Raw genomic sequence first — 16708 nt, 5'->3', positions numbered from 1 at the left:
TCTCCAGCTAAATCACAAGTTACAGCGCGCTGCGCTGACGAATTTCCGCCGCGATTGGCCCGTACAGGCGATCAATATCGGCAGCAGTTAATGGGGTCTCACCACGATAAATCGTAATTGTTGTGCTGTCGTCATCACCCTTAACGTTGACTTGGTAGGAACCATCGGCAAGATCAAGCTTACCTTCTTGGTTGTCGTTCCAGAACGCTAGGCTAAAGCCAGGGTCGCGCATGTACTCTAAATAGTACATTCCAGCGGATTGATTCAAGTCGTCGATTTCGAAACCAACGCCTTCGAGCACATCGGCCAGCAGTGGCCATGCAACATCGAAGCCAATATCAAGTTCATAGGCTGGATAACCCGCCTCATTAAAGCTTGGCTGTACGTTCACTGTTGCCGCAGCTTCAGCCGCAGCAAATACGCCTTGCTGTCGCACTGCGATTTCATTAATCATCGTGTTCAGAAGGTTAGCTTCGGCATTGGCATCGCTTACCCCTCCAGGCACCATGTCGGCACCCGGACCACTAATTTTCTTATCGGTCATAGCGACCGTAACTGTTGCCGTACGACGGTGATCAGGAACTTGCATCGTAACTCTGAACTGTCGCTCAACAGTAGCAGCGACTTCATCATCGCCCACTTCAAGCTGTTGCCGTTGCCAACCCGTAGTTAACGATTGCTCGGCGGTTTCCGCAACAATCGTCAAATTCTCCCGAGCAAGAGCTGCTTTAATACCTTCCCAAGTAAAACTGGGTAAATCATCCATACCGTCGAGCTCAGAAAAGTCGACTGCTGTCACATCAGCATTTTCACTAGCACGGCTGCCTGCTGCTGTCCCACGAACGAGTACCGGAGGTAATACGTTAATTTTTTTGCCCGTCGCTCCAGTGGCATTCACTTCAGGAATTTCATACTGTCGTGAGGCTTCGGGAAGTTGCTTACCAGGCGCAGGTTTTAACGGTTCAACTTGCTTGGCATTTGTGTACTTAAAATCACCTTCAGCCTGTTCACGGGGCGTAAAGCTGCACGCTGTAACAGCAAGGCTCGAAAGACAGATGATTGCTATAGAAGAAACTTTCATTAGGACTCCGCGCTTATAATTCCGGCTTGTTTTAATGTTTGTTCGATATGTTGTTGTTGCGGAAGTTCCGGCGCCGTCATGGGTAACCGGTAATTCGGTGCTAATTTTTTCATACAAGCGAGCGCCCATTTTACGGGAATCGGGTTGGCTTGCACGAACATAGCAGCGTGGATCGCCTCCATCTTGGCATCAATCTCATGCGCTTCGTCAGCATTGCCTCGCAAGGCTGCATCCACCATTTCTTTCATCATTTGTGGCACCACATTCGCAGTGACACTGATCACGCCATCGCCGCCTTGCAAAATGAAATCACAACCTGTGGGATCATCACCACTCAGCAGAATAAAGTTACTGCCACATAGTTTGCGCAATTCAGCGACGCGCGAGACGTCACCAGTCGCTTCTTTTATACCGACAATGTTTTGAATCTCGGCAAGTTCGGCGACCTGCTCGGGCAAGACATCCGCACCAGTCCGTCCAGGCACATTATATAACAATTGGGGTAAGTCACTGGCGTTACAACAGGCACGATAATGTTCGATCAAACCACGTTGTGAAGGCTTGTTGTAATATGGATTGACGTTCAAAAAGCCAGCCAACGGTAAGTGAGCCATGCGCTCGGTCAGGTGTACTGCTTCAGAAGTAGCGTTGGAGCCATTGCCCGCAATAATATTGATACGGCCATCGGCAAGCTCACATGCAGCACTCACCACCATGACGTGTTCATCATGACTCATCGTCGCTGATTCACCGGTGGTCCCCATAACAACTAAGCCATCGCTGCCCTGTTCGACATGCCAATTGATCAAGTCCTCGAACGCCGCATAATCAACGTTTCCTTGCTCGGTAAATGGCGTTACCAAGGCGACGATACTACCTGTTAACATTGCTACTCCTGATCTTTTTTATGGCGACAATGGTACTTTCGAATACGGGTAAACACAAGGGCTGTCGCTTTGCGTTATGGTTTGCGTTTGCCTATCATTGACAACGGTTTTGCCAATTTTACTCAACCCAACTTTATCAGTAAAAGTTTAAGGATGATTATGAAGACTTTACAAGCGGGTGATAAAGCACCTGAGTTTACCCTACTTGACGCCAATGAACAGCAGGTGGCTCTCAAGGATTTGCTAAAAGAAGGCAAAGTCTTGGTGTATTTTTACCCGAAAGCAATGACGCCCGGCTGCACTGTGCAAGCGCAACAGTTACGCGACCACCAAGAGGAACTGGCAAAGCGTAACGTGATCACTGTCGGTATTAGCCCTGACGCTCCAAAACGTTTGGCTAAGTTCACTGAACGTGATGCACTTAATTTCACTCTGCTAAGCGATGAAGATCACACGGTCGCTGACGGTTTTGGCGTGTGGGGACCGAAGAAATTCATGGGCAAAGAGTACGATGGAATTCATCGCATCAGCTTTTTAATTGGCCAAGACGGCAAGGTGGAACAGGTCTTTGATAAATTTAAAACCAAAGACCACCATCAGGTTGTTCTTGATGCACTTGATGCCTAATACCGCATGACATTATGAGCGTGCCGATTCCTCATTCGCAGGGATCGGTACGTCACTCGATAAAGCAGTAATGACGGCCTTGACCAGACTCGCCAGCGGAATCGCGAAGAATACGCCCCAGAAGCCCCACAAGCCGCCAAACACCAACACTGCCGCAATAATATACACTGGGTTCAAATTGACTGCTTCAGAGAATAATAGCGGCACCAATAGATTGCCATCTAGGGCTTGAATAATCAGGTAGGCCAACATCACATAAGCAAACATGGCCGACCAGCCAAACTGGAATAAAGCAACTAAAGCCACCGGTAAGGTAACTACTGCAGCTCCGATGTACGGAATCAACACCGACAAGCCAACTAATACACCTAAGAGTGCGGCGTAGCGAAGATCAAACAGGGCAAAGCAGATATAGCTTACGCCACCGACAATCACTACTTCAATGGCTTTACCACGAATATAGTTCATGATCTGCAGATTCATCTCGTCGCTTACTTGTGAGATCAAACGGCGATTCGCCGGCAACGTACGGTTGATATGTCCAAGCAATTCACGCTTATCTTTCAGCATAAAAAACACTAGTAACGGCACCACAATTAAATAAATCAGCAATGCCATAAAGCCGACGATGCGACTTAGTGATTGACTGATGATCAGCTCACCAAGTGACAATACCCGTTGGTTAATGTTCTCGATGAAATTGTGGATGTAGGCTTCACTTACGTAACCCGGGAACATTTCAGGCAAGCGATTTAATAGACTTTTCAACTCGGTGAACATTTGTGGAAGTTCACTGATCAGCGTAATGCTCTGCTGCCAAATCACCGGTACAAAGAACAATATCAGCAACACATTGAGTGCAATAAAAAGTGAGAACACCACTAGAACCGCTGCGAGACGGCTTAGCCCAACCGTTTGTAGGCGTTGAATCGGCCAGTCCAGTAAATAAGCTAACGCAATAGCAACCAAGATGGGTGCCAACAAGTTACCGAAAAAGATAATCAGTAGAAACAGTACCGCCAACAGCAGGAATAGCGTGATAGCGTCTGGATCAGAGAATTTCCGTTGATACCAAGCCTTTAAGTAGTCCCACATAGCGCATGCTTCTCCTGATTTGGGCAGTGCTGCCGCCCATAATAGCCTCGTTTGCGGATTTTATACAGTTTAAACTATTCAAAACTGGGAACCTTTTCCCTATAGTGGACTCTATAACAACGCCGTACTCAGTGGGTTTCACAAACGTTATGTTGTACACCATCAAGGCGCGTATTGCGCCCTTCAGTTTTGCCTTTTTGCTCGCCTTTAGCGTCTCGAGCGCAAGTGCGCAGCAAACGCGTTTGCCTGAGATAGGCACCGCTGGTGGTAGCGTTATGTCCATCGAGCGCGAGCAAGCTGTTGGCGACATGTACATGCGTCAAATTCGCGCCTCGGCGCCGATTGTCGGCGACCCCGTACTCGAAGCCTATTTACACGATGTTGGCAGCCGCCTGGTGCGCAACGCCAACGACGTTCGCTTTCCGTTCACCTTCTTTTGGGTGAACCAAGATCAAATCAATGCCTTTGCTTTTTTTGGTGGTCACATCGGTATTAATACCGGACTCATTGCCGAAACCCGGAACGAGTCCGAATTAGCTTCAGTTATCGCCCACGAAATAGCGCACGTATCGCAGCGTCACATTGTCCGTAATATGGAGGCGATGGAAAGGAGTAGCTCACTATCTATCGTCAGCTTACTTGGCGCGATTTTAGTAGGTATGGCCAATCCAGAAGCCGGTATTGCCGCCGCGCAAGCAAGTATGGCTGGAATGAAACAGCGTAGCATTAACTACACTCGGCTCTTCGAACAAGAAGCGGATCGTATCGGTTTGACGATTCTCACCGAAACCGGTTTTGACCCAATGGGGGCTCCGGACTTTTTCGGTCGTTTAGCCGAAAAATACCGTTATGTCAGCAAACCGCCCGAAATGTTGCTGACGCACCCGTTGAGTGAGTCGCGCATCGCTGATACCCGCGTCCGCGCTGAGCAACTTCGACAAAACCGTGAATTTAATCGAGACGAGAGTTCGTTTTGGCTCGCCAAGTATCGTGTCCTTGTGCGCCATCTGCGTCATTACAATGCCGAAGCGGCACGGCGCGATATGAATAGCGACAACCCAGCCATCGCCAATGCAGCGCGTTATGGACTCGCAATTGCGTTACTTGATAGTGACCAAGCGGAGGCTGCCGAGCGCACACTTGCACCACTTTACCAACAAGAACCGTTGAATACCTTTTACTTGGATGTGCAAACCGATATTTTACTCGCGCAAAAACGCTACGACGAAGTGCTGAACATGTTGGCATTTGCCTACCAACGCATGCCTAATGAACAAACCGTCACCCTTAATTATGCCAACGCTGCGGTAAAAGCTGGCGAGCCCAAGTTGGCTGTTCAACTATTACGCGAGTATTTAACCCGCAACGACGACAGCACGCTCGCTTACTCTCTGCTTATTGACGCTCACCGTGAGTTAGGTGACACCAGTGGTATGCACGAGGCGAATGCCGAACTGATGGCATTATATGGTCAATTCGACCGCGCTATTGATCATCTCCACAATGCCCACAGTCGCAGTGGCAACCGCCTTGAGCAACGCCGTATTCAAGCTCGGATTGAGCAACTCATGGCACAGAAACACGCCATCGAGAACATGCGCTAAGGTCGCGCATTAATTGCGCGCAACAACGAAGCCTCGGTTTGTTCCCCTAGTAACGGTCCTTTTACTTCCCCGTCGGGCGTCACCACGTAAGTTGCCGGTAGCATCTGTGGTGATGGAAACGGTAGCTGTGCCATTGGTTCATTGAGGATCAGCGGAAACTCAATGCCGTGTGCTTCCTGCAATGCCGAAAGTTCTTGATTATTTAAGCCATCAAAGCTCACACCGAACAGCTGCGCCTTGTCACTGTGCGAATGATAGAACTCGTTCAACTCTGGCAGCTCACGTAAGCAAGGCGCACACCATTCGGCAAAATAATTAACGATGATGTACTGGCCTTCTAACTCGCTCCAGCGTAGCTGTTCGCCTTGATTGGTGTGAAAATCAGCAGCAGGTGCACAAGCACTGAGCAGACTGACGATGAGTGTGAGTTGTAACAGGCGTAGTAATCGACAATACATAGCAATTCCCGTAAGCTTCAACTAAATAACTGCGCTGTTTGCTATTCGCTATTCGCTGTTGGTTTAAACCAAAAGCGAACGCAGTGAGCGTGCGAACAGCGAATAGCAAAGAACGTTTTTTCTTTAGGGGGTAGCATGTCTCAAGTTTCGATTTATCACAACCCACGGTGTTCTAAAAGTCGCCAAACCCTTGCACTTTTGCAAGAGCAAGGAATTGAACCACAAATTATTGAATACCTTAAAGATACGCCTGATGTCGCACAGCTAAAAGATTTGCTGAGTAAACTTGGTTTTGTTTCAGCGCGGGAGTTAATGCGTTCCAAAGAGGACATCTTTAAAGAGCTTGAACTTAAAAACGAAGATGACGAAGAAAAGCTGCTTGCGGCGATGGCGGCACATCCGAAGTTAATTGAGCGTCCGATTGTCGTTAAGGGCCAACAAGCTCGTTTAGGCCGTCCACCAGAAGCTGTATTGGAGATCCTCTAAATGAGTAGCGCGGCACGCATTATTATTCTTTACTACAGCCGTAACGGTGCCACTCAGCAGTTAGCCGACGCCATCGCTAATGGTGTGAGTAAAACAGGTGCTGAACCGCTGCTGCGCACCGTCGCGTGTGAAGGTGATGCCGCGTGCCAACGTGATGTGGTCATCGATGCCGATGATTTAGCCGATTGTGCCGGTTTGATCATGGGTAGCCCGACTCGATTTGGTCACATGTACAGTGGCCTCCAGAAGTTTTGGGAACAGACATCGCGCGACTGGCTAAAAGGGGCTTTGGTCGACAAACCTGCCGCAGTTTTCACCTCAAGTAGTTCGATGCATGGTGGCCAAGAAAGTACCTTACTCGCCATGGGGGTTCCCTTATTACATCATGGTATGGTCCTTATGGGGATTCCCTACACCGCTCCTGAATTACAACAAACTGACGCAGGTGGCTCCCCTTATGGCGCGTCACACGTTGAGCATGCTGCGGGTGCCAACTTAAACCACTACGAAAGCAAGCTTGCGGAACAACTGGGTGAACGTGTTGCGCGGGCGGCGTTAAAGTTACAAGCTTAATTTCGCAAAGGAAAGAAACCTATGAGTCCAAACATCGCCGGATATCGTTGGCTGGCTTTAGTGAGCTATATTGGCTTACTGAGCTGGGTACTGATTTGGCAGTTTGCAACCGACTTCAGTCAACAATCGGTACTTTTTAAATCTCTGGTTTACGTGCTGCCATTACTATTCCCTTTACTGGGAATAGTTCGTGGTAAACCTTACACCCACGCATGGGCTAACTTTATTCTGATGTGGTACTTCTTGCACAGCCTCACCATGCTCTACATTGCGCCTGAGCAACGTTGGTGGGCGACTATTGAATTACTACTCACTACCTTAGCTTTTGCTGGTTGCACATTGTTTGCCCGTAACCAGGGGCGAGCTTTAGGGCTTGGCTTGAAAAAATTAAAAGATGAGCAGGATGGTTGAGGCTGGGTTAGACACCTAAGACCGCTTTGACGAAAGGAATCGTCAATTTTCGTTGCGCGGCGATCGAAGCTTTATCGAGTCGCTCTAGGCGTTGCATAAGATCTTTTAAATCACGGCCAAGTCGTTGCACCATGAACTGCGCTGTATCACTGCGCAACTCTAACCCCATTGCATGAGCGCGTTGCTGCAACGCCTGAACTTTTTCTTCATCGGATAGCTTTTGCAGTTGTAACACTACGCCCCAACTCAAGCGCGACTGCACATCCGGGTAAGCTGACTGTAATTGCGCTGGCGAGGTATTGGCAGTAACCAGTAACCGCGTTGCGCCCTGGTCGCGAACACGATTGAGTAATGCGAAAACTTCAAAACACCAATTGTGATCGGTTAGCACCGCATCAATATCATCTAAGCAAATTAATGCGTAACTTTCTAAGCCACGTAAAATACCAGCATCCATACTGTCCTTAAGCTCACTCAAGGGCAAATAGATGACATTTTCGGCTTGCTCGTTACAGACCGCATGGAGCAAATGACTCTTCCCGACGCCGGTGCTCCCCCACACATACACTAAGGTGTCTTCACCGGCTCTGACCAAGGTGTAGGCCTCAGCATTTGGCCCAGCAACCAAGGTCGCAAACGTTTGGTTGCTGGGCAGCTGCACGTTAAGCGGCAGTTGTTGTAGCGTCATCGCTGCTCAACCCACCGAAAAACGGCGTCACCACTGTCGGTTTCACCACTCACAGCTTGTAGCTGTTTACTCAGATCCATTGCTTGCCGAATACGCGCAGGGTCAGCCTGTAAACGCAACCTAAATTGGGCTGCTTGACCGTTGTAGCGCACCATTTGCACATCGGTGACTGCGGGCATTGCACTCAGTAATTGTTCTGCCGCTATCGCTGCTTCGAGGCGCCGTAAGTGATCAATGGTGACCGTCCACTCTTGGAGTGTGTCACTCGTACTGCCAATGCGATAACGTGCAGCGAGTTGATCGGTGACATCACGAATCACCATGGCGCCAAGCTCACTGCGGTCCATGGCGCGCACACTCCCGCTCCAACGCAGTTCACCTATGTGCAAGGTCCAATCACCAGACCAACGTTCCGGCTGTTGCTCTGTCACCTGACTTGGATCAGTACGATAAAAGCGCGCCACGACAATGCCATCCGTCGAGTAACGCGCACTCGCAAACGTGATGTTATCCATAAAGCGCGCCCAAACATCAATAACCGAAACCGTCATGCTGTCGTTCAAATCAAGTAATGGGAGCTGTATCGGCAAGCCTCTGCGGGCCGCAGCATTACGCAATTGTTGGACCACGATCGCTTCGCTGTCGGCGCCTAACATTTCACGCTCTAAGTCATCGTTTTCCACCACTAACCAAACCAAAAGTCGCGGGCGCAAATTACTCCAAATGCCAGAACCTGCAGCTTGTATCAACTGATCGACTTGGCTTTGATCAAATTGCACCCACAGCCACAACTGCTCGTCTTGCTGGTAACCATACTGTACGACGTAGTCACGTACATTGCGCAGCGCTTGGTTAACCAATGGATGATCCTCTAACTGACTATCGCCGGAAAGTTTCAGCAATGTCGCTTGCAACGCTTCTTGTAAGGCTTGCTGGCGCTCACTGGGAGACTGGCTGTTAACTTGCACACGAAACTGGTAAAGCTCTTTCAGCTCTACCGCCGCATGACTAACACGAGGCGTAAGCAGCATCGTTCCACTCAAACCGACGATCGCCAACCAGAATAGTACTATGATCTGTCGCATATGTTTCCTATTAACCTCTTCTCTGCACATCATAAACAGCCCCTCCGCCGTGAGCAAGTAACAAGCTGTGGATAACCTCTTGACGTTTCCGAAAAAAACCTTCCATGTTACACTTTCCCTAATTTTCCGCTCTGTCGCTCACGCTTTCGCAAGGATCTGTTGGCATGCTTAAACAACAACTACGCGCCATAAGTTCATTACTCACTAGTATTACTCTCATTGGCATTTGCGTAGGCATGACCAGTACTTTACTGAGCTTGCGAGCAACCATTGAAAACTTTGGCACCCTAACCACGGGTGTCATCATGTCGGCCTACTTCATTGGCTTCTTGTTTGGTACCACGCGAGCGCCGAAGGATATTCGCCGCGTCGGCTATATTCGTGCGTTTGGCGGCTTGGCTGCACTTGCCGCAGCATCTATTTTGATCCAAGCCATTTGGATCGATCCGACCGTTTGGTTTGTCATGCGCTTTCTGACCGGCTTCGCCATCTCAGCGATTTTCGTGATTGTCGAAAGTTGGTTGAATACCATGGCAGATAATAAAAACCGAGGTACTTTACTCTCTGTTTACCTGGTTTTGATCTACGGTGGCTTGGTGGCTGGGCAGTTAATACTGGGTGTCGCTGACCCAGCTGGGTTCATGGCCTTTGCCATTATTGCGCTGTTGATCAATTTAGCGTTAATCCCGATTTTGATTAGCGTAACTGTTGAACCAACGACGCACGAACCGAAAAAGGTCCCTATTCGAAGCTTGTTCAAGCTCGTACCTCTGGGGATTGTGAACGCCTTTATCATGCAGGCTTGTTATGCCATGTTTTACGGTATTGGCCCGATGTACGCTACCTATATCGGCCTCAGCGTCTTGCAGGTTTCTTTGTTCATGGCCTCGTTCATTTTGGGCGGCATGCTTGCGCAAGCGCCCATTGGCTTACTGTCTGACCGCTTTGATCGACGCATCATCATGGCCGTTTGTGCTGGGCTAGGTGCAATCATGGCCTTTGTACTGGCGCAACTTGGCGCGTCAGTAGCTTGGCTTATTTACCTCTGTGTCGGACTCTTCGGTGCCTGCGTACTTCCGCTCTACTCGCTGGGGATGGCTCACACTAACGACTACCTTGAAAAAGACCAGATGGTAGGTGCAACCGGAGCCATCATTAAAATCGGTGGCGTAGGCTCCATTATTGGTGCCCCTGCCGTTGCTGCTTTAATGCAATTCGGTGCGGTCGATTACTTCTTCTTACTCATTATGGCACTCACTGCTGTCGTGTGCTGCTACTCGCTCTACCGCGTTACTCGGCGAGCGAAAGCCGACGACCAATTCAGTAGTAGCTACGCCATGTTGGCGCCATCACAAACTTCAGACGAATTGCTGACAACGTTGGTGGATGAACATGAGTATCAAGTGGAGCTTGCCGAGCGCGAGGCTGATGAGGCGGGCGAGGAAAATGATGAGAAAGATAATGAAAAAGAGCGCGAAATTTCTTAAATCAAGCGCTCTTGGTTACCTTACTCTGCCTTTAACCAGCTACTAACGAGCATCTGTGCTTCGTCAGCCAGCTGAGCTAAATGCGCTTCACTAACAAAACTTTCGCAGTAAATCTTGTAAATCGGTTCCGTGCCTGATGGCCGCGCGGCAAACCAACCGTTTGCTGTGGTAACTTTAACCCCACCAATCAACGCATCGTTGCCTGGCGCTTTGGTCATGATATCGAGCACGTCATCGCCGGCCAACTCTTTAAGCTTGAGCTTGTATCCGCGAATCGCCCCAAATGCCTTATTTTGCGCTGGGCTCGACGGCGCATCAACTCGGCGGTAGTAGCTAGTTCCGTGTTTTCCGCACAAGTGTTCGTAATAGTCACCTAAATCTTGTCCTGTTACCGCAACGATTTCCGCAGCCAACAACGCCAAAATAATACCGTCTTTGTCGGTACTCCAAGGCTGCCCCTGCTTATCAAGAAAAGTCGCACCCGCGCTCTCTTCACCGGCAAAGGCGATGCTACCGTCATGTAATGCTTGCGCAAACCATTTAAAGCCAACCGGCATTTCTTTTAATTCACGGCCATGTGCAGCAACGACGCGATCAATCATGGCACTCGACACTAGCGTCTTGCCGATGGCCGCTGAAGCAGGCCAATTTCGATGCTTGCATAGATAGTCAATCGCAATAGCAAGATAATGGTTGGGATTCAATAAGCCATGGGTAGGACTGACGATTCCATGACGATCATAGTCAGGATCATTACCGACTGCCACGTCATAGTCACCTTTCATGTGCAGAAGCGCCGCCATCGCGTAGGGTGACGAACAGTCCATGCGAATTTTGCCGTCCTTATCGAGCGGCATAAAACGAAAGCTGGCGTCGACTTCATCGTGATAAATATCGATTTCAAGACCATAGTGTTCAGCAATCAACTGCCAGTAACTGGCTCCCGCACCGCCCATGGCATCAACGCCAATGCGCAGATTTGCCTTACGAATTGCGGTGATGTCGATGACCTGCTCAAGATCATTAATATAATCAGTGCGCCAATCCACCTGTTTCAGTAATTTACTCGTGCGCGCCTCAGCATAGCTCACCGCATTTACGCCCATTAAGTCGGACGACAATAACGCATTTGCATACTTCTCAATGATCTTCGTCGCGGTACTGTCTGCTGGGCCACCGTGCGGCGGATTGTATTTAAAGCCACCATCGGTCGGCGGGTTATGCGATGGCGTGATCACGACGCCGTCAGCAAGCCCAGTCGAGCGCCCTTTGTTATAGCTCAAAATTGCGTGGCTGATCACTGGCGTCGGCGTGTAGCCGTCATCGCTCTGCACATGAACTTCTATACCATTACCAATAAACACTTCCAAAGCAGTCATGTAGGCTGCCTCTGAGAGTGCATGGGTGTCGCGCCCCAGCAACAGTGGTCCAGTGATGCCCTGCTCTTCACGGTAGGCCACCAACGCCTGACTTATCGCTAAAATATGCGCCTCGTTGAACGAGCTATCGAATGCACAGCCGCGATGACCTGAAGTGCCAAACTGCACTTGCTGAGCACGTTGGCGTGGGTCCACTTCATTCACAAAATACGCACTTACTAACTTTGCGATATTGGTAAGATCTTCGGGGAGCGCTGGTTGTCCGGCGCGTTCATGCAAGGCCATTAGAGAAAATCCCTTATCCGTTCTGCTTGTGCTTGATCATACCCCAACTCTAATGCCACTTGCGTCAGCATCGATTTTTTGCGGGTGGTATTGTTGTTCGTTACCACATAAAACTCGGCATCTGGGATCTGCTTAGGATTGGTACTCGTGCCACTGGCTTCCAGCTCTGCAGCGCTGCGCGAAAAGTACTGCCGATCACGACCGCTAATTTGCAGCACCTTCGGAAACGTTTGTGGGTGACATTTATGCAGCATGCTCAGAATATAGAGAAACCGCGCCACGACACTCCGTTGCCCCGCCAAGTCGGCACTGGTCATAGTGTCAAAAATAGTGCGCCCATGCGCTTGTTCAGCGACCGGTGGCTCGACTTCTGCACTGGTCGCTGTGCCTTCAAGCCCCAACAGCCGACGTAAAATCGCCGAGGCACTCTCGCCAATGTTTTCTGTGTGACTTACCAAATAACGGTAAATGTCATCATCAATTTCAATTCGTTTGCTCATGCGCCTTCACTTCTTTTTAGGTTTATAGCTAGCACTATGCACGCTATTATACTCAACCGACCTCGAGGGTACAGGAATTCACTATGACTGATCAGCAAGAAAATATCGTTAATTACGAAATTATGGGCGACAAGGGCCCTGCCGTGCTACTTATTCATGGTCTCTTTGGCGATCTTGATAATCTTAAACGGCTCGGTCGTGATCTCGAACAAGACCATCAAGTGATCGTGATGGATTGTCGTAACCATGGGGATTCATTTCACAGCGAAACGATGAACTATGCTGCTATGGCTGAGGATGTTGAAGCGTTGCTCAATCATCTAAACTTGGACAAGGTAAGCATTGTTGGCCATTCCATGGGCGGCAAACTCGCCATGGAGTTTGCGCTTAGCCACCCTCAACGCGTGCAAGCTCTGATCATCGCCGATGTCGCTCCTGCTGCTTATGATGCTCGACATCGCCACATCCTCGATGCCCTCGAAAATATTGACCTGAGTCAAGTAAAGACGCGACAAGATGCTGATCAACAACTTGCCAAGGCAGTTGATGAACGCGGCGTGCGACAATTTCTACTCAAAAATCTTAAGCGCGAAAACGAACAGTACCAATGGCGTCTGAATCTGCCCATTATTGACGCTTGCTACGCTGAAATATCTGGCGGGGTGCGCGAAGGCAGCTATGACGGCCCTGTTCTGTTCATCAAAGGCGGTGATTCAACTTACCTCACCGAAGAACACCGTGATGCTGTTAATTCACGCTTTAGCGACGTTGATATCAAAATTATTGAAGGGACAGGCCATTGGCTACATGCCGAAAAACCACGTATTTTTAACCGTCTGGCGCGTACCTTTCTGGAGCAACATTCTCGCACCTAGGGGCCTAGCGTGTTATAATCGCCGAACATTTTTAGTCGAACTGGTAGCGCTGTTATGTTGTCAGAGCATTTTGAAACCATTGAGATTCTAGGTACAAACTTTGCCATCGCAATCCTGTTTGTACTCATCGGTTTGGCGATACAAGACGTATTAAAAAAAGGCGAAGTGCCTAAGTTTGGCCGCTGGTTCGTCTGGTTGGTGCTATTTCTTGGCTGTGCAGGCTTTATCGCTAAGGGCATCATTCAAGTTATTTGGGAGTCTGGCTTATAAGCCAGCGCCATTCATCATTTCGTTAGGGTAGTAACACGACTATGGCAAGTGTTGGAATTTTCTTCGGCAGTGACACTGGAAATACTGAAGCTGTCGCACAAATGATCCAAAAAGAATTAGGCAAACAGCTGATCGATGTATTCGATATTGCAAAGTCGAGTAAAGAAGACATCGCCAGCTACGATTTGCTCATGTTCGGTATTCCGACTTGGTACTACGGCGAAGCCCAGTGCGACTGGGATGACTTCTTCCCAGAACTCGAAGAAATCGACTTCAACAACAAGTTGATTGCGATTTTCGGCTGTGGTGATCAAGAAGACTATGCCGAATATTTCCTCGATGCGATGGGAACCGTGCGCGACATCGTTGAAGCACGAGGAGGTATTATCATCGGTCATTGGCCGACGGCTGGTTACCACTTCGAAGCATCACGCGCTTTGGTCGATGACGAGCACTTTATCGGCCTCGGTATCGACGAAGATCGCCAACCCGAACTCACCAAAGAGCGTATCAAACAATGGTGCGATCAATTGCGCGAAGAGATGGCTCTTGACCAATTAGGTTAGAGGGTCATTCCCTTTCTGGTAAAACTTTGCCTATAATGGCGAAACGACTGACTAACTAAGTGAAGATAGATGAGCAGCAACGGCGAACAACAACTTAAAAAAGCAGGGCTGAAAGTCACCTCTCCTCGCGTCAAAATCCTCGAGATTTTGAAGAATCCAGACAATCAGCACATTAGCGCTGAAGACGTCTACAAGATCCTGTTAGAGAAAAACGAAGAAATTGGCTTAGCAACGGTATACCGAGTGTTGAACCAGTTCGATGACGCTGGCATTGTAACCCGTCATCACTTCGAGGGTGGCCGCTCAGTATTTGAGCTAAGCGCCAAGGACCACCACGACCATTTAGTTTGTCTTACGTGTGGGCATGTGTTTGAGTTCGAAGACGACGTTATCGAAGACCGTCAATTGCAAGTTGCCCAGGCGAATAATATCAAGCTCACCAACCATAGCTTGTATCTGTACGGCGAGTGCAAAACCCCTGACACGTGTGAAAACAATCAAGCCGACGCTGACTAATCAGCGTCGTCGCTTGCCATACCATCGTCGCTAATTTTAAATTCACCACGCTCATAGTCTTCAATGAGCGCCAACGCTTTGCCCGCATCATCATCTGCAACCCACAATTTGGCAAAGCCACTTGCCGCCAAGTCCCCGACTGCCCCCTGTAGGTAAAATCCGCCGCTATGGCAAGCAATGTTGTGTGCTTCCAGAAGCCCTTTCACGAGCTCTGCTTCAACCACATTATCGGCTTGAAAAACACATTGCATAAGCGTCCTTAGCGTTTCGCCCAGCGGCGAAGCAAATTGTTATAGGTTTTGCTCAGTAAATCAAATTGCGCCGTTTTGCCATGCTGTTCAAACTCTTGGCGCATGGCGGTATACAGATCCAAACACATTTCACGCTGCTGTGGTTCACGCAAAGCGCTTTCAATCCACCCTACCATAGCGATACGCGAGCCTTTGCTGACTGGGTTAACCCTATGCAGGAACTGTGTCGGATAAAGTAGCACATCACCTTGTTCGAGGCGCCACGAACGTTCACCCGAGCTATCTTCGATAACCAATTCTCCACCTTCATAGTCACTCAGCGGTGTAATACCTAAGGTGAACGATAAATCCGTTCGCGTGTCGCCCATCAGCGCATCGTCCATATGGGTACCGTACGCTTGCTCTTGGTCATAACGGTTTATCATCACATTCACGAATTTAGCAGGCCGTGCTGCAACTTTGACCAACTCATGCTGTTCTAAGCGTTTATGCAATAAATCGATCAGCGGATGGGGGGCGCGGATCTGTTGATTATTTTTCACCTGTTTGGCCGCCCAGCCGGCACTTTCAAGACCAGAAGTGAACTGCGCTTTGGCTAGTTTGTCACGAATCACTGACAAGGTGCCACGGTCAATGACGTTTTCGATATGTAGGATCATAGGATGCGCTATTGAGAATGACTCTCATTTGTGGAATTATGTGCAGTATAACGAATCCCGTTAGAGACACGCAACCAAAGGGGTAAAGAATGTACGAGAAACGCAAAGTGTGGCTCGCCGTTGGCGCCGCCGTGCTAGGCAGCAGCGCCGCGCAAGCAAACAGCACTGACCTTGAGCCAATGCAACACCACAACATGACCATCGTCGCGCCGTTCGCTGGCGAGGGTGAAGGCGAAGGTGAAGGCGAAGGTTCGGGCATCGTCGATCTACGCGTAAACGATAGCGCCTACTTAGCACGTTTGGGCTTAATTCGTGGGCATTTGTACGTTGGTAAAAAGCTTTACGACCAAGGCCATTTAGAAATGGCGAAGACGCACATGAAACATCCCGAAGATGAGCTTTATGCCGCGTTAGTGCCCGCATTTACCGCGCGCGGAGTAGACGGATTTGGCAAGGAGCTAAGCGCACTCGCTGACGCGGTTAATAAAGAACAAGGCGACGATGCGGTCAACACTGCCTATACCAAGCTCGTAAACGCCATCACTGCAGCTGAGCAAGTTGAAAAGAAAGCTGTCAAAGACGTGTTGATGAGCCTAAGTACAATGTTACTGACAGCGGCCGAAGAGTATGACATTGGGGTGAAGTCTGGAAACGTCGTCAACGTACACGAATTCCAAGATGCTTATGGTTTTACCACGATTGCCAAAGCTCGCATTGGCGAGTTAACTGAAGCGCAGCAAGATGCCCATGCTGCAGCGCTTGAAGAAGTCGAAGGTATTTTAGCGAATTTGCCCGAGCTGTGGCCAACGATTACGCCAGCAGGGACGGTTGAAGGTGATTCGAGTGAGTTATATGGCGCCGCCGCTCGGATCGAGCTAGCGACGCTAAACTAATCGCTGACTTTCTACCAAGATAAACGGGGCTT

At 49.3% G+C, this 16708-nt stretch carries 21 protein-coding genes; 11 read left to right on the top strand and 10 right to left on the bottom strand.

Annotated elements, in window-relative coordinates:
- Positions 1-19: 19 nt before the first annotated feature.
- Together bamC and dapA are read right to left on the bottom strand one after the other, a co-directional pair.
- Positions 20-1081: an outer membrane protein assembly factor BamC gene (gene bamC / locus NV375_RS01520; RefSeq protein ID WP_258806669.1), complete on the bottom strand. Its 1062-nt coding sequence runs from the start codon at positions 1079-1081 to the stop codon at positions 20-22.
- The gene (dapA, locus tag NV375_RS01515; RefSeq protein ID WP_258806668.1) at positions 1081-1968 is read right to left on the bottom strand and encodes a 4-hydroxy-tetrahydrodipicolinate synthase; all 888 of its coding nucleotides are present in this window, start codon (positions 1966-1968) and stop codon (positions 1081-1083) included. The genes bamC and dapA overlap by 1 nt, the downstream gene beginning before the upstream one ends.
- 159 nt (positions 1969-2127) lie before the next feature.
- Between dapA and bcp the strand changes: the two genes are divergently transcribed.
- Complete coding sequence (gene bcp, locus NV375_RS01510) at positions 2128-2595, top strand: thioredoxin-dependent thiol peroxidase (RefSeq protein WP_258806667.1); 468 nt, start codon at positions 2128-2130, stop codon at positions 2593-2595.
- A 12-nt stretch (positions 2596-2607) separates the two neighbouring features.
- Here the strand turns inward: bcp and NV375_RS01505 are convergent, their stop codons facing one another.
- Positions 2608-3690 carry an AI-2E family transporter gene (locus NV375_RS01505; RefSeq protein ID WP_258240498.1) on the bottom strand — a complete coding sequence of 361 codons (1083 nt, stop codon included), beginning with the start codon at positions 3688-3690 and terminating at the stop codon, positions 2608-2610.
- Between the two features lie 149 nt (positions 3691-3839).
- Here NV375_RS01505 and NV375_RS01500 point away from each other — a divergent pair, with 149 nt between their 5' ends.
- On the top strand, positions 3840-5294 hold the full coding sequence (locus NV375_RS01500; protein WP_258806666.1) for a M48 family metalloprotease: 1455 nt from the start codon (positions 3840-3842) through the stop codon (positions 5292-5294).
- On the opposite strand, the gene NV375_RS01495 is transcribed toward NV375_RS01500, so the two are convergent.
- Positions 5291-5752, bottom strand: coding sequence for a TlpA disulfide reductase family protein (locus tag NV375_RS01495; protein WP_258806665.1), 462 nt, complete (start codon positions 5750-5752; stop codon positions 5291-5293). The two genes, NV375_RS01500 and NV375_RS01495, sit on opposite strands and share 4 nt — an antisense overlap.
- A 135-nt stretch (positions 5753-5887) precedes the next feature.
- On the opposite strand from NV375_RS01495, the gene arsC reads away from it, so the two are divergent.
- From arsC to NV375_RS01480, 3 genes are read left to right on the top strand one after another with little or no spacing between them, the layout of a single operon-like run.
- The gene (gene arsC / locus NV375_RS01490) at positions 5888-6238 is read left to right on the top strand and encodes an arsenate reductase (glutaredoxin) (protein ID WP_258806664.1); all 351 of its coding nucleotides are present in this window, start codon (positions 5888-5890) and stop codon (positions 6236-6238) included.
- The gene (gene wrbA / locus NV375_RS01485; RefSeq protein ID WP_258806663.1) at positions 6239-6811 is read left to right on the top strand and encodes an NAD(P)H:quinone oxidoreductase; all 573 of its coding nucleotides are present in this window, start codon (positions 6239-6241) and stop codon (positions 6809-6811) included.
- Positions 6812-6832: 21 nt separating this feature from the next.
- Positions 6833-7222, top strand: a complete 390-nt coding sequence (locus NV375_RS01480; protein ID WP_258806662.1) for a DUF2069 domain-containing protein — start codon at positions 6833-6835, stop codon at positions 7220-7222.
- 7 nt (positions 7223-7229) lie between these two features.
- On the opposite strand, the gene hda is transcribed toward NV375_RS01480, so the two are convergent.
- On the bottom strand, positions 7230-7910 hold the full coding sequence (hda, locus tag NV375_RS01475) for a DnaA regulatory inactivator Hda (protein ID WP_258806661.1): 681 nt from the start codon (positions 7908-7910) through the stop codon (positions 7230-7232).
- Positions 7907-8995, bottom strand: a complete 1089-nt coding sequence (locus tag NV375_RS01470) for a DUF2066 domain-containing protein (RefSeq protein WP_258806660.1) — start codon at positions 8993-8995, stop codon at positions 7907-7909. Before NV375_RS01470 ends, hda begins: the two co-directional genes overlap by 4 nt.
- Positions 8996-9159: 164 nt before the next feature.
- Here NV375_RS01470 and NV375_RS01465 point away from each other — a divergent pair, with 164 nt between their 5' ends.
- On the top strand, positions 9160-10482 hold the full coding sequence (locus NV375_RS01465; protein ID WP_258806659.1) for an MFS transporter: 1323 nt from the start codon (positions 9160-9162) through the stop codon (positions 10480-10482).
- 20 nt (positions 10483-10502) lie between these two features.
- On the opposite strand, the gene pgm is transcribed toward NV375_RS01465, so the two are convergent.
- Together pgm and NV375_RS01455 are read right to left on the bottom strand one after the other, a co-directional pair.
- Positions 10503-12146 (bottom strand): phosphoglucomutase (alpha-D-glucose-1,6-bisphosphate-dependent), encoded by a 1644-nt coding sequence (gene pgm, locus NV375_RS01460; RefSeq protein WP_258806658.1) that lies wholly within the window; start codon positions 12144-12146, stop codon positions 10503-10505.
- A complete protein-coding gene (locus NV375_RS01455) occupies positions 12146-12646 on the bottom strand; it encodes a replication initiation regulator SeqA (RefSeq protein ID WP_126769883.1) in 501 nt (166 codons plus the stop codon). Before NV375_RS01455 ends, pgm begins: the two co-directional genes overlap by 1 nt.
- Before the next feature lie 83 nt (positions 12647-12729).
- Between NV375_RS01455 and NV375_RS01450 the strand changes: the two genes are divergently transcribed.
- The 4 genes from NV375_RS01450 to fur all read left to right on the top strand — a co-directional run bounded on the left by NV375_RS01450 (position 12730) and on the right by fur (position 14873).
- The gene (locus NV375_RS01450; RefSeq protein WP_258806657.1) at positions 12730-13521 is read left to right on the top strand and encodes an alpha/beta fold hydrolase; all 792 of its coding nucleotides are present in this window, start codon (positions 12730-12732) and stop codon (positions 13519-13521) included.
- A 54-nt stretch (positions 13522-13575) separates the two neighbouring features.
- Positions 13576-13791, top strand: coding sequence for a DUF2788 domain-containing protein (locus tag NV375_RS01445; protein ID WP_258806656.1), 216 nt, complete (start codon positions 13576-13578; stop codon positions 13789-13791).
- Positions 13792-13832: 41 nt separating this feature from the next.
- Positions 13833-14357 (top strand): flavodoxin FldA, encoded by a 525-nt coding sequence (gene fldA / locus NV375_RS01440; protein ID WP_258806655.1) that lies wholly within the window; start codon positions 13833-13835, stop codon positions 14355-14357.
- A 69-nt stretch (positions 14358-14426) separates the two neighbouring features.
- Positions 14427-14873: a ferric iron uptake transcriptional regulator gene (gene fur, locus NV375_RS01435; protein WP_126769875.1), complete on the top strand. Its 447-nt coding sequence runs from the start codon at positions 14427-14429 to the stop codon at positions 14871-14873.
- Here the strand turns inward: fur and NV375_RS01430 are convergent.
- Positions 14870-15124: a DUF2007 domain-containing protein gene (locus NV375_RS01430; protein ID WP_258806654.1), complete on the bottom strand. Its 255-nt coding sequence runs from the start codon at positions 15122-15124 to the stop codon at positions 14870-14872. The genes fur and NV375_RS01430 overlap by 4 nt on opposite strands.
- A gap of 8 nt (positions 15125-15132) precedes the next feature.
- Complete coding sequence (locus tag NV375_RS01425; protein ID WP_258806653.1) at positions 15133-15783, bottom strand: Fe2+-dependent dioxygenase; 651 nt, start codon at positions 15781-15783, stop codon at positions 15133-15135.
- An 89-nt stretch (positions 15784-15872) separates the two neighbouring features.
- Between NV375_RS01425 and NV375_RS01420 the strand changes: the two genes are divergently transcribed.
- Positions 15873-16676, top strand: coding sequence for a hypothetical protein (locus NV375_RS01420; RefSeq protein ID WP_258806652.1), 804 nt, complete (start codon positions 15873-15875; stop codon positions 16674-16676).
- Positions 16677-16708 lie beyond the last annotated feature (32 nt).

The sequence above is a fragment of the Pseudidiomarina sp. CB1 genome, assembly GCF_024752025.1.
Lineage (GTDB): Bacteria > Pseudomonadota > Gammaproteobacteria > Enterobacterales > Alteromonadaceae > Pseudidiomarina.
Note: the sequence above shows the minus strand (reverse complement) of the source record. Positions and strands in the feature narration are given on the sequence as shown.

Excerpts from the sequence above, each read along its gene's own strand:
- bamC (WP_258806669.1), bottom strand. The coding sequence starts at position 1,081 with ATGAAAGTTTCTTCTATAGCAATCATCTGTCTTTCGAGCCTTGCTGTT.
- dapA (WP_258806668.1), bottom strand. The coding sequence starts at position 1,968 with ATGTTAACAGGTAGTATCGTCGCCTTGGTAACGCCATTTACCGAGCAA.
- bcp (WP_258806667.1), top strand. The coding sequence starts at position 2,128 with ATGAAGACTTTACAAGCGGGTGATAAAGCACCTGAGTTTACCCTACTT.
- NV375_RS01505 (WP_258240498.1), bottom strand. The coding sequence starts at position 3,690 with ATGTGGGACTACTTAAAGGCTTGGTATCAACGGAAATTCTCTGATCCA.
- NV375_RS01500 (WP_258806666.1), top strand. The coding sequence starts at position 3,840 with ATGTTGTACACCATCAAGGCGCGTATTGCGCCCTTCAGTTTTGCCTTT.
- NV375_RS01495 (WP_258806665.1), bottom strand. The coding sequence starts at position 5,752 with ATGTATTGTCGATTACTACGCCTGTTACAACTCACACTCATCGTCAGT.
- arsC (WP_258806664.1), top strand. The coding sequence starts at position 5,888 with ATGTCTCAAGTTTCGATTTATCACAACCCACGGTGTTCTAAAAGTCGC.
- wrbA (WP_258806663.1), top strand. The coding sequence starts at position 6,239 with ATGAGTAGCGCGGCACGCATTATTATTCTTTACTACAGCCGTAACGGT.
- NV375_RS01480 (WP_258806662.1), top strand. The coding sequence starts at position 6,833 with ATGAGTCCAAACATCGCCGGATATCGTTGGCTGGCTTTAGTGAGCTAT.
- hda (WP_258806661.1), bottom strand. The coding sequence starts at position 7,910 with ATGACGCTACAACAACTGCCGCTTAACGTGCAGCTGCCCAGCAACCAA.
- NV375_RS01470 (WP_258806660.1), bottom strand. The coding sequence starts at position 8,995 with ATGCGACAGATCATAGTACTATTCTGGTTGGCGATCGTCGGTTTGAGT.
- NV375_RS01465 (WP_258806659.1), top strand. The coding sequence starts at position 9,160 with ATGCTTAAACAACAACTACGCGCCATAAGTTCATTACTCACTAGTATT.
- pgm (WP_258806658.1), bottom strand. The coding sequence starts at position 12,146 with ATGGCCTTGCATGAACGCGCCGGACAACCAGCGCTCCCCGAAGATCTT.
- NV375_RS01455 (WP_126769883.1), bottom strand. The coding sequence starts at position 12,646 with ATGAGCAAACGAATTGAAATTGATGATGACATTTACCGTTATTTGGTA.
- NV375_RS01450 (WP_258806657.1), top strand. The coding sequence starts at position 12,730 with ATGACTGATCAGCAAGAAAATATCGTTAATTACGAAATTATGGGCGAC.
- NV375_RS01445 (WP_258806656.1), top strand. The coding sequence starts at position 13,576 with ATGTTGTCAGAGCATTTTGAAACCATTGAGATTCTAGGTACAAACTTT.
- fldA (WP_258806655.1), top strand. The coding sequence starts at position 13,833 with ATGGCAAGTGTTGGAATTTTCTTCGGCAGTGACACTGGAAATACTGAA.
- fur (WP_126769875.1), top strand. The coding sequence starts at position 14,427 with ATGAGCAGCAACGGCGAACAACAACTTAAAAAAGCAGGGCTGAAAGTC.
- NV375_RS01430 (WP_258806654.1), bottom strand. The coding sequence starts at position 15,124 with ATGCAATGTGTTTTTCAAGCCGATAATGTGGTTGAAGCAGAGCTCGTG.
- NV375_RS01425 (WP_258806653.1), bottom strand. The coding sequence starts at position 15,783 with ATGATCCTACATATCGAAAACGTCATTGACCGTGGCACCTTGTCAGTG.
- NV375_RS01420 (WP_258806652.1), top strand. The coding sequence starts at position 15,873 with ATGTACGAGAAACGCAAAGTGTGGCTCGCCGTTGGCGCCGCCGTGCTA.